Genomic DNA, 15,290 nt, shown 5'->3' on the forward strand with positions numbered 1-15,290 from the left:
GCGCCGACCCTGCCGGCGATGCGCGGGCGACGGACATGACCGGGCGGGGGAGCGGCGAGCGGCTCAGCCGCTGGCGGCGAGTCGTGCCCGGGCGGCGGGCACCGTGACGGGATCCGCGGCCAGCTCCACCATTTCCCCCAGGGGTAGCGGGTCGCCGGCGGTGGTGAGCAGCTCCGGCGGCCCGGTCCAGGAGTGCCGCCAGGCGGCCGCGCCGGAGTCGACCGCTGCCGCCTCGACCGCGCCCTCGAACGCCGCGGTCAACGCCAGGAGGCCCTCGTCGCCGTCGGCGTCCAGGGTGAGTTCCCGGGCCAGGTCGGCGTAGCGGTCGGCGGCGAAGAGGTCGTGCAGCAGCTCGAGGTCCGCGTCGGCCCGGTCGGTCAGCCGGTTGGCCGCCTGGTACAGCGGGTGGGCCAGACCTCGGGCGGACTGGTCCGCCAGGGTCGGCGTGAGCCGGTCCCAGGGCAGCAGCCGGATACCGGCCCGGTCGAAGAGGCCCGCCCGGAGTTGCCGCCCCGCCGCGTCGAGGTCGGGGAGCAGGACGGTGGCCGGACGGCCGTCCGTGACGACGGCGACGTCCGAGACGAACCGCAGCGCGGCGATCCGGTCCGCGATCGGGGGATGGGAATCCCGCCAGGCCGGCTCCTGGGGAGCGACCTCGATGCTGCGCGCGCGGATCTCCTCGCGGCATTCAGTCAGGTACGTGGCGAAGCCGCCGAACAGGTCCTCGGGCAGGTGCCCGCGGTCGTACGCCGGCGCGACGTGGCGCTCCAGGTAGTCGTCCCACCCGGCGGCGACCACCCGGATCTCGCGCAGCGCGCTCACCATGGCACCCCTGCCGGCGGCGGCCACGGCGCGGTCGGCCTCGTACTCCATCTGCCGGCTGATGGCCTGCTCGACGAAGATGTAGAGCCGCGCGTACGCGGAGAGGACGGCGCGCAGCACGCCGTCGGTGGTGTGCCGGACCGTTTCCACGATCATCATCCGGACCAGCCGGATCTCGTCCGGCTCCCGGGTGTCGACCCGGTCGGCCAGGTCCCGCACCAGCGCCCACAGATCGGGGGCCCGTTCCGGGGTGAGCCGGACTCCGGCCGGAGGGGACGGGCGCTGGGTCAGCACCCGGCCGAAGGCGAACAGCAGCCCGAGGAGCAGGGCGATGGCCGCGCCGACCACGAACGGCCGGAATGTCCTGGTGCCGGAGCCGTCCCAGTCGGTGCCGTACCCCAGACCGAACGCGCCGACCGCCACGACCAGCCCGATCGCCAGGACGTAGAAACCGATGAGCAGTGCGACGGACAGCACGGCCCGCAATGTCGTCTTCACTGGATCTTCCTCCCCCGTGTGCGGCGTGCAGGCTATCGACGGGAGAGGATGCGCGACAAGGCCCTTTCGCTTGGGGATCAGTCCCGGCGGAGCCAGAGGACGCCGAGCGGCGGAACGCGCAACTCCGCGGAAGCCACCATTCCGTGCCACGGCACGTTCTCCGCCTGCACGGCGCCCAGGTTGCCCACGCCCGACCCGCCGTAGTGGTGGGCGTCGGTGTTGAGCACCTCGGTCCAGGTGCCGGCGGCGGGCAGCCCGATCCGGTAGCCCTCCAGCGGCCGGGCGGAGAAGTTCGCCACGCAGACCAGCGTTCCGCCGTCCGGGGCGATCCGGACGAACGAGACCGTGTTGTTGGCGACGTCGTCGCCGGCGATCCAGCGGAACCCGGCCGGCTCGGTGTCCTGCGCCCACAGCGCCGGGGTGGCCCGGTAGACCCGGTTGAGGTCACCGACCAGGCGCTGCACCCCGGCCCGGGCCGGGTCGTGGGTCAGGTACCAGTCGAGGCCGCGCTCCTCGCTCCACTCCCGGTCGTCGGCCAGCTCACAGCCCATGAAGAGCAGCTGCTTGCCGGGATGCGCCCACATGTACGCCAGCAGCGCCCGCACATTGGCCAGCCGCTGCCAGGTGTCGCCGGGCATCTTGCCGACCAGGGAGCCCTTGCCGTGCACCACCTCGTCGTGGCTGATCGGCAGCACGTAGTTCTCGCTCCACGCGTACGCCAGGGAGAAGGTGAGCTGATGGTGGTGGTGCTGCCGGTAGATCGGGTCCTTCGAGGTGTAGAGCAGGGTGTCGTGCATCCAGCCCATGTTCCACTTGAAGCCGAAGCCGAGCCCGCCCTCGGAGGTGGGCCGGGTGACCCCGGGCCAGGCGGTGGACTCCTCGGCGACCATCACCGTCCCGGCGTGGTGCTTGTAGACGGTGGCGTTGACCTCCTGGAGGAACGCGATCGCCTCCAGGTTCTCCCGGCCGCCGTGCACGTTGGGCACCCACTGCCCCTCCTGGCGGGAGTAGTCGAGGTAGAGCATCGAGGCGACCGCGTCGACCCGCAGCCCGTCGACGTGGAACTCCGCCAGCCAGTACAGCGCGTTGGCGACCAGGAAGTTGCGCACCTCGCGGCGGCCGAAGTCGAAGACGTACGTGCCCCAGTCGGGGTGCTCGCCGCGGCGCGGGTCCGGGTGCTCGTAGAGCGGGGTGCCGTCGAACCGCGCGAGGGCCCACTCGTCCTTGGGGAAGTGCGCCGGCACCCAGTCGAGGATCACCCCGATGCCGGCCTGGTGCAGCCGGTCCACCAGGTAGCGGAAGTCGTCCGGGTCGCCGAACCGGGCGGTGGGGGCGTAGTAGCCGGTGACCTGGTAGCCCCACGAGCCGCCGAACGGGTGCTCCATCACCGGCAGGAACTCCACGTGGGTGAAGCCCAGCTCGGTGACGTACCCGGTCAGCTGCTCGGCCAGCTCCCGGTAGCCGAGGCCGGGTCGCCAGGAGCCCAGGTGCACCTCGTACACGCTCATCGGCTCCTGGTGCGGGCGCCGCCCCGCGCGCCGCGCGAGCCAGTCGGCGTCGCCCCACTCGTACGCGGAGGTGTGCACGACCGACGCGGTGGCCGGCGGAACCTCGGTGCGGGCCGCGAGAGGGTCGGCCTTGTCCCGCCAGTGCCCGTCGGCGCCGAGGATCCGGTACTTGTAGCGGGCGCCGCCCGGGACGCCCGGCACGAAGACCTCCCACACCCCGCTCGACCCGAGCGAGCGCATCGGCCAGCCGTCGTCCGGTCCCCAGCCGGTGAAGTCGCCGACCACCCGGACGCCCCGGGCGTTGGGCGCCCAGACGGTGAACGCCACGCCCTCGTCGAACACCCGGGCGCCGAGCGCCTCCCACAGCCGCTCGTGCCGTCCCTCGGCGATCAGGTGCAGGTCCAGTTCGCCGAGGGTGGGCGGGTAGCGGTACGGGTCATCGTGCACGGCGCCGTCCACCTCGACCCGGTAGTCCAGCACCTCGCCGGGCAGCACCGCCTCGAAGACGCCGGCGTCGTGCACCCGCTTCATCGGGTGCCGCTCGTCGCCGACGAGCACGGCCACGTCGCCCGCGCCGCGACGCATGGTCCGAATCGTGGTGCGCCCGTCGCCGGGGTGCGCGCCGAGCACGGCGTGCGGGTCGTGCGCCTCGCCGGTGATCAACTGCTCCATCGTGCCTCGTCCTTCGCGGCCGGTGCGGTCGGGGCGGTGCCGCCGGAGAGGTCGGCGGGTACGTCTTCGACGGTCAGATCGGGCGTCGCCGGCGCCGGCGGCCCGGGTTCGGCCGGCGGGACGGGCCGGCGCACCGTGAACACGTGCGCGGGCTGCAGGTACGGGTCGAGCCGGACGGCGTTGCGCTGGCCCCAGTCGTAGCTCGCCCCGCTCAGCTCGTCGTACACGGTGAACCGCTCGTGCCAGTCGAGGCCGAGCGCCGGCATGTCCAGGGTGGTGTTGCCCCACTGCACGGAGCGCGAGTCGAAGGAGCAGATCACGATGACCGTGTTGCCGGTGTCCGGGTCGTGCTTGGACCAGCAGAGCAGCGCCGGGTTGTCGATGTCGTGGAAGCGCAGGTTGCGCAGCCGGTGCAGGGCCGGGTTGTCGCGGCGCACCCGGTTGAGGGTGGCGATGAACGGGGCGAGCGAGCGGCCCTGCTCCCGCGCTCCCGTCCAGTCCCGGGGGCGCAGCTCGTACTTCTCGTTGTCCAGGTACTCCTCGGCGCCGGGGCGGGCCACGTGCTCGAACAGCTCGTACCCGGCGTACATGCCCCAGGAGGGGGAGAGCAGCGCGGCCAGCACCGCCCGGATCTTGAACATCGGCGGGCCGCCGTGCTGCAGCGACTCGTGCAGGATGTCCGGCGTGTTCGGCCAGAAGTTCGGCCGCATGTAGTCGGCCGCCGCGACCAGCTCGGCGCAGTACTCCCGCATCTCGGCCGCCGTCGTGCGCCAGGTGAAATAGGTGTACGACTGGGTGAAGCCGATCTTGCCCAGCCCGTGCATGATCGCCGGGCGGGTGAACGCCTCGGCGAGGAAGAGCACGTCCGGGTCGACCTGCTTGACCTGCCAGATCAGCCAGTGCCAGAAGTCGAACGGCTTGGTGTGCGGATTGTCCACCCGGAAGATCCGGATCCCCTCGCCGACCCAGTGCAGCACCACCCGCAGGATCTCCGCCCGGATGCCCTCGGGGTCGTTGTCGAAGTTCAGCGGATAGATGTCCTGGTACTTCTTCGGCGGGTTCTCCGCGTACGCGATGCTGCCGTCGGCCCGGGTGGTGAACCACTCCGGGTGCGCGTTCACCCACGGATGGTCGGGGGCGCACTGCAACGCCAGGTCCATCGCCACCTCCAGGCCCTGCTCGGCGGCGGCGGCGATGAACTCGCGGAAGTCCTCCGGCGTACCCAGATCGGGGTGGATGGCGTCGTGGCCGCCCTCGGCGGCGCCGATCGCCCACGGTGAGCCGACGTCGTCCGGCCCGGCGGTGAGCGAGTTGTTCCGGCCCTTGCGGTTGACCCGCCCGATCGGGTGGATCGGCGGCAGGTAGAGCACGTCGAAGCCCATCGCCGCCACGCCGGGCAGCCGGTCCATCGCGGTGGCGAAGGTGCCCGACCGGGCCGGCGCGTCGACGGTGGCCGGGACCGCGCCCTCGGAGCGGGGGAAGAACTCGTACCAGGCCGAGAAGAGCGCCCGGGGGCGGTCCACCCAGAGCCGGTACTCGTCGCCGGTGGTGATCAGCTCGCGGACCGGGTGGTCCCAGAGCAGCGGGGCCAGGTCGAGCGCGGGGTCGACCCGGCGGGGCAGCTCCAGGTCGTCGTCGCGCAGCGCCTTCGCCGCGGCCCGGACCCGCTCCCGGTCGGCGTCGGGCACCAGGTCGAGGGCCGCCTCCAGCACCCGGACGCCCTCGGCCAGGTCGTTGGCCAGCTCGGCCGCACCCTGGCCGGCGGCGACCTTCTTGGTGACCGCGTTCTGCCAGGTCAGGTACGGATCCTGGAACGCCTCGACGGTGAACCGCCACTCGCCGACCGCGTCGGGGCGCAGGGTGGCGTGCCAGCGGTCCTGGCCCGGCTCGCCGGGGCGCATCCGGGTGAAAGGGCGGGCCGCGCCGTCCGGGCCGAGCCAGACCACGTTGCAGCCGAGCGCGTCGTGCCCCTCGCGGTAGGCGCGGGCCGACACCGGTACGACCTCGCCGACCACCGCCTTGGCCGGGTAGCGACCGCAGGAGACGACGGGGGAGACGTCTTCGATCGGGAACCGTCCAGTCACCGGTTCAACCTACTGCGCGAGATCGCTTCGCGCGCGGCTCGCTTCCCGCTCCCACCCGTCGGAAGGTGTCCTCTCCGAGAGCTTTGACACGTATCATCAGTGATACGTGTCAGGAGGCGCCGGTGAAGTTGAACAGCAAGGGACAGGTGACCATCCCGGCGGCGTTGCGCGCCCGCCACAATCTGCACGAGGGCGACGAGGTGGATGTCGTGGAGGAGGGCGGCGCGCTGCGCATCGTGCGGGTCAGCGGTGCGGAAACCCGGGGCCAGCGCCTCGTACGACACATGCGCGGGCGCGGGGGAGCGGGTGCGGCCGAGGGCCTGTCCACGGACGAACTGATGGACCTCCTCCGTGGTGAGTGAGCGCATCCGGGCCGTTCCCGGTCGGGCCGGCGACACCGCCGTCCGCTTTCCGAGCATCGAGGAACTCGACGAGGCCCTGCCGGCCGCGGACTTCCTGCGCGAGGAACTGCCGTACGCGGCGGGTTTCCTAGCCGGCAAGGCGTATGTGCGCTACCGGTCACAGGGCGGCACGAAGCGCTCTCCTATCGCCGACTTCTACATCGGAGCTCATGCCGCAGTGTGCGGGTACCGCCTGTTGACCCGGGACGGTGGCCGGTACCGTACGTACTTCCCGAAGCTGGCGCTGATCTCGCCTGGCTAGGCGGGGCGGTTGCGGTGCCACGAATGAACCTATGCCCTGCCGAGCTGCTCAACCAGGCGGCAGATATCGTCCGGCATGCCGGGGCCGGCGGCGAAGGCTCCGGCCGGGTGGCAATCCAGGCCGCCCGGGTGGTCGCTGAGGTGGCCCTCGGGGCGGTCACGACCGCGGCGGTACGTCACGAGCGGCTGACGGCCGGCGACCGTTGCGCGACGAACACGAACTCCCGACCGGGGCGATCGGGTGCCTCCCGCACGTCGACGACCCGGTAGCCGTTGGCGGCCAGGCTCGACTCGACCTCCTCGCGGCTGCGGAACCGGAGGGTCGAGTCCGACGTGACGACCACGCCGTCGGTCAGAAACCGGTAGGTGTACCGGAACGAGACGAGTGGCAGGCTGACGTCGGTGACCTCGAGGCGCCGCTCCACCGGCCCGATGCCCGGGACGTCAAGGGTGACCGGTGCGACGTCCGCCGCCCACTCCTCCCAGGCGCGATGTGCGGGGCGTCTGGTTTCGAAGACGAGATAGCCGTTCGGACGAAGGGCGGCGTGGATACCCTGGAGGGTGCGCGCCCAGTCGGTGTCGGTAAGGAAGACCTGGGCGACGTTACCGGTCATCGTCGCCAGCTCGGCGTGGAACGCCGGCAGTGCCGTGGCGTCGCCGTGGATCCAGCGGACCCTCCGCCCCTGATCCTTCGACTTCGCGACCTCGAGTGACGCTGCGGCCGGGTCGACACCCACGACCCCGTAGCCGCGCTGCGCGAGCAGGATCGCCAGGGATCCTGTCCCGCAACCGATGTCAAGCACCAGTTTCGGGGTCAACTCGCCGGTGATCGCGAGGTAGGCGGCCAGGTCGTCGCGGTCGCCGTCGAAAGCGTCGTAGACCGGTGCGAGGAGAGGGTGGGCAAAGATCGCATCGGGCATCGGGGGACCCTATCCGCCGTCAAGCCCTTCGGCGACGGGGATTCCGGGTCAGCCGAGGTCGTGCTCAGCCGGACGGCGCTCAGCCGGCGGCGCCCACCGACCGGTACACCTCCAACGTCCGCTGCGCGATCGCATCCCAGGAAAAGTGCTCGACGGCCCGACGGCGCCCGGCGAGACCGAACTCCTCCGTCCGCTTCGGGTCGGCGAGCAGGTCGTTGATCGCCGCCGCCAGGTCAACCACGAACCGCTCCGGGTCCAGCGGCCGGCCGCTGCCGTCGGTCGCCTGCTCGATCGGCACCAGCAGGCCGGTCTCCCCGTCGGCGACCACCTCCGGGATGCCGCCGGTGGCGGTGGCCACCACCGCCGTCTCGCAGGCCATCGCCTCCAGGTTGACGATGCCCATCGGCTCGTAGACGGACGGGCAGACGAAGATCGTGGCGTGGCTGAGCACCTGGATCACCTCGTGCTTGGGCAGCATCGCGGCGATCCACACCACCCCGGACCGGGTGGCCCGCAGCTCGGCGACCAACTCCTCCACCTCGGCCGCGATCTCCGGGGTGTCCGGGGCGCCGGCCAGGAGCACGAGCTGGGTGTCGGCGGGCAGCTCCCGGGCCGCCCGCAGCAGGTACGGCAGGCCCTTCTGCCGGGTGATCCGGCCCACATAGACCACGCTCGGCCGGCTCGGGTCGACGCCGAGCCGGTCCAGCACGTCGGTGCCCGGGTCCGGCGCGTACTGCGCGGTGTCGATGCCGTTGTGGACCACCCGCACCCGGTCCGGGTCCACGTCCGGGTACGCGGTCAGCACATCCCGCTTCATCCCCGCGCTGACCGCGATGATCGCGTCGGCGGCCTCGTACGCGGTCCGCTCGCACCAGGAGGAGAGCGCGTACCCGCCGCCGAGCTGCTCGGCCTTCCACGGGCGCAGCGGCTCCAGGCTGTGCGCGGTGACCACGTGCGGCACCCCGTGCAGCAGCTTCGCGGTGTGCCCGGCCAGGTTGGCGTACCAGGTGTGGCTGTGCACCACGTCGGTGCCGGCGCAGCCGGCCGCCATCTCCAGGTCGACGCCCATGGTCCGCAGCGCCGGGTTCGCCGCGGCCAGCTCCAGCGGCTCGGCGTACGCGGTGACGCCCGGCTCGTCGCGCGCCGCGCCGAAGCAGCGCACCCGCACGTCGGCGAGGCGGCGCAGCTCCCGCGCCAGGTACTCGACGTGCACCCCGGCGCCGCCGTAGACCTCCGGCGGGTACTCCCGGGTGAGCAGGTCGACACGCAGCCCGGCGGAATCGCTCATGCCCGGCACCCTAGTGCAGAAACGCGCCCCGCACCCGGTGCGGAACTGTGCCCGTACGAGTGGTGAAGTCGGGGCGGGATGGATAGCGTCTGGGCATGGCTGCCAAGGTGCTCGCGATCGTCCTGGCCGGCGGGGAGGGCAAGCGCCTGATGCCCCTCACCACCGACCGCGCGAAGCCGGCCGTCCCGTTCGGCGGGATGTACCGCATGGTCGACTTCGTCCTCTCCAACCTGGCGAACGCCGGCTTTCTCAAGATCGTCGTGCTGACCCAGTACAAGTCCCACTCGCTGGACCGCCACATCTCCAAGACCTGGCGGATGTCGACCATGCTCGGCAACTACGTCACCCCGGTACCGGCCCAGCAGCGCCGCGGCCCGTGGTGGTTCGCCGGCTCGGCCGACGCGATCTACCAGAGCTTCAACCTGATCAACGACGAGCAGCCCGACCACGTGATCGTCTTCGGCGCGGACCACATCTACCGGATGGACCCCCGGCAGATGGTGGAGGACCACATCGCCTCCGGCGCCGCGGTGACCGTCGCCGGCATCCGCCAGCCGCTGTCGACGGCCGACCAGTTCGGCGTCATCGAGGTCGGCGAGGACGGGCGGCGGATCCGGGCGTTCCGCGAGAAGCCCACCGACGCGGTCGGCCTGCCCGACGCACCCGACCAGATCTACGCCTCGATGGGCAACTACGTCTTCACCACCAGGGCGCTCTGCGAGGCCGTCGAGCGCGACGCGGCGGACAAGACCAGCAAGCACGACATGGGCGGCAGCATCATCCCGATGCTGGTCGAGCGGGGCGAGGCCAACGTCTACGACTTCAAGGACAACGAGGTCCCCGGCAGCACCGACCGGGACCGCGGCTACTGGCGGGACGTCGGGACCCTCGACTCCTTCTACGACGCCCACATGGACCTGATCAACGTCCACCCGGTGTTCAACCTCTACAACTTCGACTGGCCGATCTACAGCAACCAGCCGCCGTACCCGCCGGCCAAGTTCGTGCACGCCTGGGGCGAGCGGGTCGGCCGCGCGGTCGCCTCGATGGTGTCGCCCGGCTCGGTCATCTCCGGCTCCCTGGTGGAGAACTCGATCGTGGCGCCGCGGGTGAAGGTGCACTCCTGGGCGCACGTGGACAGCGCGGTGCTCATGGAGGGTGTCGAGATCGGCCGGCACGCGGTCGTCCGCCGGGCCATCCTGGACAAGAACGTCTACGTCCCGGAGGGCGCCGAGATCGGCGTCGACCTGGAGAAGGACCGCCAGCGCTACACCGTCTCCGACAACGGCATCGTCGTGATCGGCAAGGGTCAGCGCGTCGAGCTCTGACCGCCCGTACACCGAGGAGGATCCCGCAGTGGCCCACCCCCGCGCCGGACAGCCGGCCGAGCCCGCCGACCTGGTCGACGTGCCCCGGCTGGTGACCGCCTACTACGCCGAGCACCCGGACCCGGCCGACCCGGCGCAGCAGGTCTCCTTCGGCACGTCCGGGCACCGCGGATCCAGCCTGCGCAACGCCTTCAACGAGGACCACATCCTCGCCGTCACCCAGGCGCTCTGCGACTACCGCCGGGAGCAGGGCCTGGACGGCCCGCTCTTCCTCGCCCGGGACACCCACGCGCTGTCCGCCCCCGCCGAGGCCAGCGCGCTGGAGGTGCTCGCCGCCAACGACGTCACCGTGCTGCGGGACAGCCGGGACGGCTACACCCCCACCCCGGCGCTGTCGCACGCGATCCTCACCCACAACCGGGGCCGCACCACCGGCCTCGCCGACGGCATCGTGATCACCCCGTCGCACAACCCGCCGGACGACGGCGGGTTCAAGTACAACCCCACCAACGGCGGGCCCGCCGACACCGACGTGACCAGGTGGATCCAGGACCGCGCCAACGCCATCCTCGCCGCCGGGCTCAAGGAGGTGAAGCGCATCCCGTACGCGCGGGCCCGCGCCGCCGACACCACCGGGACGTACGACTTCCTCGGCCGGTACGTCGACGACCTGCCCGCCGTGCTCGACATCGACGCGATCCGCGCCGCCGGGGTGCGCATCGGCGCCGACCCGATGGGCGGGGCGAGCGTGGCCTACTGGGGGGAGATCGCCGAGCGGCACCGCCTCGACCTGACCGTGATCAACCCCACCGTCGACCCGACCTGGCGGTTCATGACCCTCGACGGGGACGGCAAGATCCGGATGGACTGCTCCTCGCCGAACGCGATGGCCTCACTGATCGCCGCCCGCGACCGGTTCCAGGTCTCCACCGGCAACGACGCCGACGCCGACCGGCACGGCATCGTCACCCCCGACGGCGGCCTGATGAACCCCAACCACTACCTGGCCGTGGCGATCGGCCACCTGTTCCGTACCCGCGACCAGTGGGGCCCGGCGGCGGCCGTCGGCAAGACCCTGGTCTCCTCCTCCATGATCGACCGGGTGGCCGCCGACCTGGGCCGCCCGCTGCTCGAGGTGCCGGTCGGCTTCAAGTGGTTCGTGCCCGGCCTGCTCGACGGCGCGGTCGGCTTCGGCGGCGAGGAGAGCGCCGGCGCCTCCTTCCTGCGCCGCGACGGCGGCACCTGGACCACCGACAAGGACGGCATCCTGCTCTGCCTGCTCGCCTCCGAGATCATCGCGGTCACCGGGAAGACCCCCAGCCAGCACTTCGCCGAGCTGGCCGAGCGCTTCGGCGCGCCCGCGTACGCCCGGATCGACGCCCCGGCCAGCCGCGAGCAGAAGGCGGTGCTCGGCAAGCTGTCACCCGAGCAGGTGACCGCCAAGGAGTTGGCCGGCGAACCGATCACCGCGATCCTCACCACCGCGCCCGGCAACGGCGCGTCGATCGGCGGGCTGAAGGTGACCACGGAGTCGGGCTGGTTCGCCGCCCGCCCCTCGGGCACCGAGGACGTCTACAAGATCTACGCCGAATCGTTCCAAGGGCCGGAACACCTGACCCGGATCCAGGACGAGGCGAAGGCGCTGGTCGACGGGGTGCTGGCCAAGGCCTGAGCCGGACGGTCAACGGGGCGGGGGCAGCTCACGGCGGTTGAGCTGCTCCCGCAGCCCGTCCGGCAGCAGCTCCCGGAGCTGGTCGGGCAGCAACGGCAGATCCAGCAGGCTCAGCTTGAGCTGGTTGCGTTCCTGGTAGCGGCGCGGGTCGAGACGGACCACCAGGCCGGCGTCCCGCACGTACCGGACGTGCACCGCCCCCTCGGTCGCCGCCTCCCGGATGACGAGTCCGTCCATCTCCACCGCCACCGGCGCCGAGTCGGGCCGCAGCTCCAGGTGCACCGTCTCGTCGGGGGAGAGCACCACCGACCGGGAGATCCCGGCCATCGGGGCCGACGGCGTCACCACCACCGCCTGCGTGGCCGGGGAGATCAACGGCCCGCCCGCCGCGTAGCTGTACGCCGTCGAACCGGTCGGCGTGCTCACCACCAGCGCGTCACAGCGGTAGTAGCCGTAGCGCTGCCCGTCGACGGCGAGCGTGGCGGTGACGAAGCCGGCGCCCGGATGGCGGACCAGCGCGATGTCGTTGAACGCCACCACGTCGTCCCCGCACACGTCACAGGCGAGGCAGGCGTGCGACTCGACCGTGAAGTCGTGCGCCACCAGCCGCTCCAGCGCCCGCGGCAGCTCCGGCGGCTCCACCTCGACCAGGAAGCCCAGCCGACCCAGGTGCACGCCGAGCACCGGCTTCGGGTCCCGGATCGCGGAGCGCAGCGCGCCCAGCATCGTGCCGTCGCCGCCGATGCTGATCAGCGCGTCCGACCGGGCGGCGAGCTGCTCGGCGGGGACCGCCTCCACCGACCCGGGCACCCGGTGCCGGTCCTCGGTGCGGACGGCCAGGGTCTTGCCGTGCTGGGCCGCCCACCGTTCGATGATCCCGACCACCTCGGCAACATCCCTGGTCGGGTGCAGGATCAGCCCGAACACGTACCCCGCCACCGGTACAGCTCACCACATGCGCGGGGTCGCCGAGGGCCGTACGAGCGGGTGTGCCACGTCCGCTCACCCCGTTCCCGAGCGGGCTCGCATTGGACCGCCTCGGTTGTCGTGCTGACCCCCGCCGTGGCCGTCCGCGGGCGTGCCGAGTGGGGATCCGGCCCGGGGCAGCTTGCCCGCGATGAGCCGTTGGCCGTACCTGGCCGCCTCCCCCTGCGCGCGCAGGACCCGCCAGCTACGTAGCAGGTGGGTCGACTGGTGTTCCTGGTGGATCACCTTCAGCGATGGTTCATACCTCACGGCGAGGCCGCGGCGGTGGCACTGTTCGCCGATGTTGATCTCCTCGGCGAACAGGAAGACAGGGTGGGCCAGGGTCCCACCGGCCAGGAAGAACCGGCGGTGTATCGGGATGATCGACCCGTGCGGCGCGTAGATGGCCTGACGCTGCGCTCTGCTCGATTCCGTAAAGCGGTTTCTCAGGTGGTATTTGGCGGCCCCGGCGAGCACGACCGCCTGACCGATGATGGGGTTCGCGAACATGGCTCTGCGTCGCCACATGGCCAACTGGTCGGGCCGAGAAACCAGGTATGGATTCTGCGCCCTTCCGCTCGGCATGGCAGTGACCGAGGGAGCCACCACCGGGGCGCCGCCATCCAGGTTCAACAGGTCCGTGACGAATGTCGGAGTGGCGAGCCGGATGTCCATGTTCGAGACCACGGTCCAGGTGGCGGGTACGGTGTCCTCGTGGGTGGTCAGCCAGTGCGCGGCCCCGAAGTATCCGAGATTCCGCGGTGCCCTGACGATCTTCACCTGTGGAGTGGCGCCAGCGATATCGATCAGTGACCGGGTTTCCTGCCTGTCCTCGCTGTTGTCCACGACCGTCATGCGCCACGACGGGCTGTCCTGCTCCCGCAACGATCGCAGATAGGCCGGCAGGGCGGACGAGCCTCGATAGTTCACAGCGATGAAGTGCACCTCGTCGTTCAACGGGTGATCCCTCCTGTCATCTCCTGGGCCGGTGGATGGCTCTCTTCTCTCGTTGGCCGAGCTTGCGGCCGCGCCTCGTCGGGGATGTGGTGCGCCAGGACGCGTGGCCCGATCAACAGACACGCCGCCGTGTAGCAGCCGGCGCCGACCGTGAGAGCGGTGGCGGCACCGGTCTGGCCGGCGAGTCTCACCAGCACGACTTCGAGTCCGGCGGTGAGGGCGACGGCGGCGACCAGCAACCCGAGCATGAGGCGGCTGCGGCCCGCGATTTCAAGCTTCTTGTGCCCCATCAGCGCGAATTGCCAGAGTGCCGCGCCGAGCGAGAGCACGATGATGAGGCCGCGTGGCGGCGGCTGACCGGGCACGAGTCTGTCGACCACCCACGGTCCGAGGAGTGCGGCGCCGGCGACGCAGGCCGACAATACCGCCGCCAGCATCCGTGTCGTCGACGCGAGAACCGCGCGCGCCTGGTGGAAGCGGCCGGAGTTCCACTCCCGCATGACGGCGGCGTAGGCGGCGACCGTAATGGGCATTCCGAGCATTCCCATGCCGCGGACGATCATGTCCGCGATCGCCGCGTACCAACCGGCGCTCGCGTTTCCCATTACCGACGCGATTATGTACCGGTCCATGTAGACCAACGAGAGCGAGGCGGCGGACCACAGCGCCATCGGCCATCCGTATCGCCAGTAGGTGCGGAGTACCTCACGGCTGGTCGGGCGGGCCGAGAAGATGCGGGGAGTGTCGGACCCCAGCAGGATCACCATTCCGAACCCGGTGCCGAGAACGTTACCGGCGAGGATCGCGGGCGCTCCTGGTGCGACATACAGCAGTCCGACCGACGCGACCAGCCCGCCGACTACGCGTACCGTCTCTGCCAGTGCGAACCGCGTCGATCGCTGCTCGCGTTGGGTACGGGCGGCAGCCAGCGAATATGCGCCGGTCATGGTGCAGAACAGCACCGCCGTGACCAGCAGGGCGGTCGTGTGAGCGGGCGGATCGCCGGCTGACGTGAGCAGGACCCCGGCCGCCACCGGGAGTGCCGGCAGCGCGATGGTGCCGAGCAGTGGGCCGCGTGGGACTCGGCCCAGGCTCTGGGTCGGGTGCCCTGCGGAGCGGACGGTCGGCTGGCTGACCCATCCGACGCACAGCGCACTGGACACCAGGGCGAAGACCCAGATCAATGAGAACTTCGCATATTCCGCCGCACCGACCGCGTGCACCCAGACCGAGACCGACGCCAACGTCAGCACACCGGGCACGACCTTCGCCAGCCCGTAGCCCAGGAGGACCCGGGTGGTGACGGGCGTGCTTCCACCGGTCGTGGCGGCCTTTCTGGCCAGGTCGAGCATCCGTCCTCCTGGAACAGGCTGTTGGTGCCTCGCCCCGACCTCCACCTGGCGGTTCCCGGCCCGGACGGTCGGGCATGAGCGGACCTTGCAGCTGGCACCTTCTCGCGCCCATAGGGCGGGTGTTCGAGCGGCTCGCTCCCTGAAGGCAACGATTGAGCTGTGGGTCCGGGCTGTGGAGCGCCGCGACGATCTGCCGCCGAGGGTAGGGCAGTACCGGGTCAGCCGAGGCTCGACGTGTAGCACCGGCAGCTTTCGTAGTCCGGTAGTAGTCCCGCCTCGCGTGCCTCGGCGAGGGTGGGTGCGGCGGTGTCGCGGGCGGACAACAGTGGCGACTCGGTCGGCCAGTCGATTGCCAGTTGCGGGTCGAGCGGGTGCAGGGTGTGTTCGGCGCCCGGGTTGTAGGTGGTGGAGCAGAGGTAGTTGAGGGTGGCGTCGTCGGTGAGGGCGCAGAAGCCGTGGCCGAGGCCTTCGCTGAGGTAGACGGCGCGGCGGTCGGTGTCGTCGAGGCGGACGGCTTCCCATTGGCCGAACGTCGGCGAGCCGACCCGGATGTCGACGATC

13 protein-coding genes are annotated in these 15,290 nt (G+C 71.3%); 4 read left to right on the plus strand and 9 right to left on the minus strand.

The genetic code is table 11. The features are described from left to right. Positions 1-63: 63 nt before the first annotated feature. The 3 genes from EFE23_RS24740 to EFE23_RS24750 all read right to left on the minus strand — a co-directional run bounded on the left by EFE23_RS24740 (position 64) and on the right by EFE23_RS24750 (position 5,584). Complete coding sequence (locus tag EFE23_RS24740; RefSeq protein ID WP_148058522.1) at positions 64-1,320, minus strand: M48 family metalloprotease; 1,257 nt, start codon at positions 1,318-1,320, stop codon at positions 64-66. Positions 1,321-1,397: 77 nt separating this feature from the next. Beyond that, positions 1,398-3,500 (minus strand): 1,4-alpha-glucan branching protein GlgB, encoded by a 2,103-nt coding sequence (gene glgB / locus EFE23_RS24745; protein ID WP_123243317.1) that lies wholly within the window; start codon positions 3,498-3,500, stop codon positions 1,398-1,400. Then, positions 3,488-5,584, minus strand: a complete 2,097-nt coding sequence (locus EFE23_RS24750) for an alpha-1,4-glucan--maltose-1-phosphate maltosyltransferase (RefSeq protein ID WP_123243318.1) — start codon at positions 5,582-5,584, stop codon at positions 3,488-3,490. Before EFE23_RS24750 ends, glgB begins: the two co-directional genes overlap by 13 nt. A 122-nt stretch (positions 5,585-5,706) precedes the next feature. On the opposite strand from EFE23_RS24750, the gene EFE23_RS24755 reads away from it, so the two are divergent. Then, the gene (locus EFE23_RS24755) at positions 5,707-5,946 is read left to right on the plus strand and encodes an AbrB/MazE/SpoVT family DNA-binding domain-containing protein (RefSeq protein WP_123243319.1); all 240 of its coding nucleotides are present in this window, start codon (positions 5,707-5,709) and stop codon (positions 5,944-5,946) included. Next, positions 5,939-6,247, plus strand: coding sequence for a type II toxin-antitoxin system VapC family toxin (locus EFE23_RS24760; protein WP_204334629.1), 309 nt, complete (start codon positions 5,939-5,941; stop codon positions 6,245-6,247). Before EFE23_RS24755 ends, EFE23_RS24760 begins: the two co-directional genes overlap by 8 nt. 175 nt (positions 6,248-6,422) lie before the next feature. Here EFE23_RS24760 and EFE23_RS24765 read toward each other — a convergent pair whose 3' ends face one another. Both EFE23_RS24765 and glgA read right to left on the minus strand, forming a co-directional pair. After that, a complete protein-coding gene (locus EFE23_RS24765; protein ID WP_123243320.1) occupies positions 6,423-7,166 on the minus strand; it encodes a class I SAM-dependent methyltransferase in 744 nt (247 codons plus the stop codon). A gap of 79 nt (positions 7,167-7,245) precedes the next feature. Further along, the gene (glgA, locus tag EFE23_RS24770; RefSeq protein WP_123243321.1) at positions 7,246-8,454 is read right to left on the minus strand and encodes a glycogen synthase; all 1,209 of its coding nucleotides are present in this window, start codon (positions 8,452-8,454) and stop codon (positions 7,246-7,248) included. Between the two features lie 95 nt (positions 8,455-8,549). On the opposite strand from glgA, the gene glgC reads away from it, so the two are divergent. Continuing rightward, positions 8,550-9,782, plus strand: coding sequence for a glucose-1-phosphate adenylyltransferase (glgC, locus tag EFE23_RS24775; protein WP_123243322.1), 1,233 nt, complete (start codon positions 8,550-8,552; stop codon positions 9,780-9,782). Positions 9,783-9,810: 28 nt separating this feature from the next. Beyond that, positions 9,811-11,454: a phosphoglucomutase (alpha-D-glucose-1,6-bisphosphate-dependent) gene (pgm, locus tag EFE23_RS24780; RefSeq protein WP_123243323.1), complete on the plus strand. Its 1,644-nt coding sequence runs from the start codon at positions 9,811-9,813 to the stop codon at positions 11,452-11,454. Between the two features lie 9 nt (positions 11,455-11,463). On the opposite strand, the gene EFE23_RS24785 is transcribed toward pgm, so the two are convergent. The 4 genes from EFE23_RS24785 to EFE23_RS24800 all read right to left on the minus strand — a co-directional run. Then, complete coding sequence (locus tag EFE23_RS24785) at positions 11,464-12,393, minus strand: NAD(+)/NADH kinase (protein ID WP_123243324.1); 930 nt, start codon at positions 12,391-12,393, stop codon at positions 11,464-11,466. Between the two features lie 63 nt (positions 12,394-12,456). Beyond that, entirely contained in the window at positions 12,457-13,377 is a 921-nt protein-coding gene (locus EFE23_RS24790) for a glycosyltransferase family 2 protein (RefSeq protein WP_158675917.1), read from the minus strand. Next, the gene (locus EFE23_RS24795; RefSeq protein ID WP_123243326.1) at positions 13,374-14,729 is read right to left on the minus strand and encodes a lipopolysaccharide biosynthesis protein; all 1,356 of its coding nucleotides are present in this window, start codon (positions 14,727-14,729) and stop codon (positions 13,374-13,376) included. The genes EFE23_RS24790 and EFE23_RS24795 overlap by 4 nt, the downstream gene beginning before the upstream one ends. 218 nt (positions 14,730-14,947) lie before the next feature. Beyond that, a partial coding sequence (locus EFE23_RS24800; protein ID WP_148058523.1) for a dTDP-4-dehydrorhamnose 3,5-epimerase family protein occupies positions 14,948-15,290 on the minus strand: 343 nt, incomplete at its 5' end.

This window comes from Micromonospora solifontis (assembly GCF_003725545.1).
In the GTDB taxonomy this organism is placed as follows: domain Bacteria; phylum Actinomycetota; class Actinomycetes; order Mycobacteriales; family Micromonosporaceae; genus Micromonospora; species Micromonospora solifontis.

What these genes read in the sequence shown, in the direction of transcription:
- EFE23_RS24795 (WP_123243326.1), bottom strand. Translation starts at nt 14,729, where the DNA reads ATGCTCGACCTGGCCAGAAAGGCCGCCACGACCGGTGGAAGCACGCCC.
- glgA (WP_123243321.1), bottom strand. Translation starts at nt 8,454, where the DNA reads ATGAGCGATTCCGCCGGGCTGCGTGTCGACCTGCTCACCCGGGAGTAC.
- EFE23_RS24765 (WP_123243320.1), bottom strand. Translation starts at nt 7,166, where the DNA reads ATGCCCGATGCGATCTTTGCCCACCCTCTCCTCGCACCGGTCTACGAC.
- glgB (WP_123243317.1), bottom strand. Translation starts at nt 3,500, where the DNA reads ATGGAGCAGTTGATCACCGGCGAGGCGCACGACCCGCACGCCGTGCTC.
- glgC (WP_123243322.1), top strand. Translation starts at nt 8,550, where the DNA reads ATGGCTGCCAAGGTGCTCGCGATCGTCCTGGCCGGCGGGGAGGGCAAG.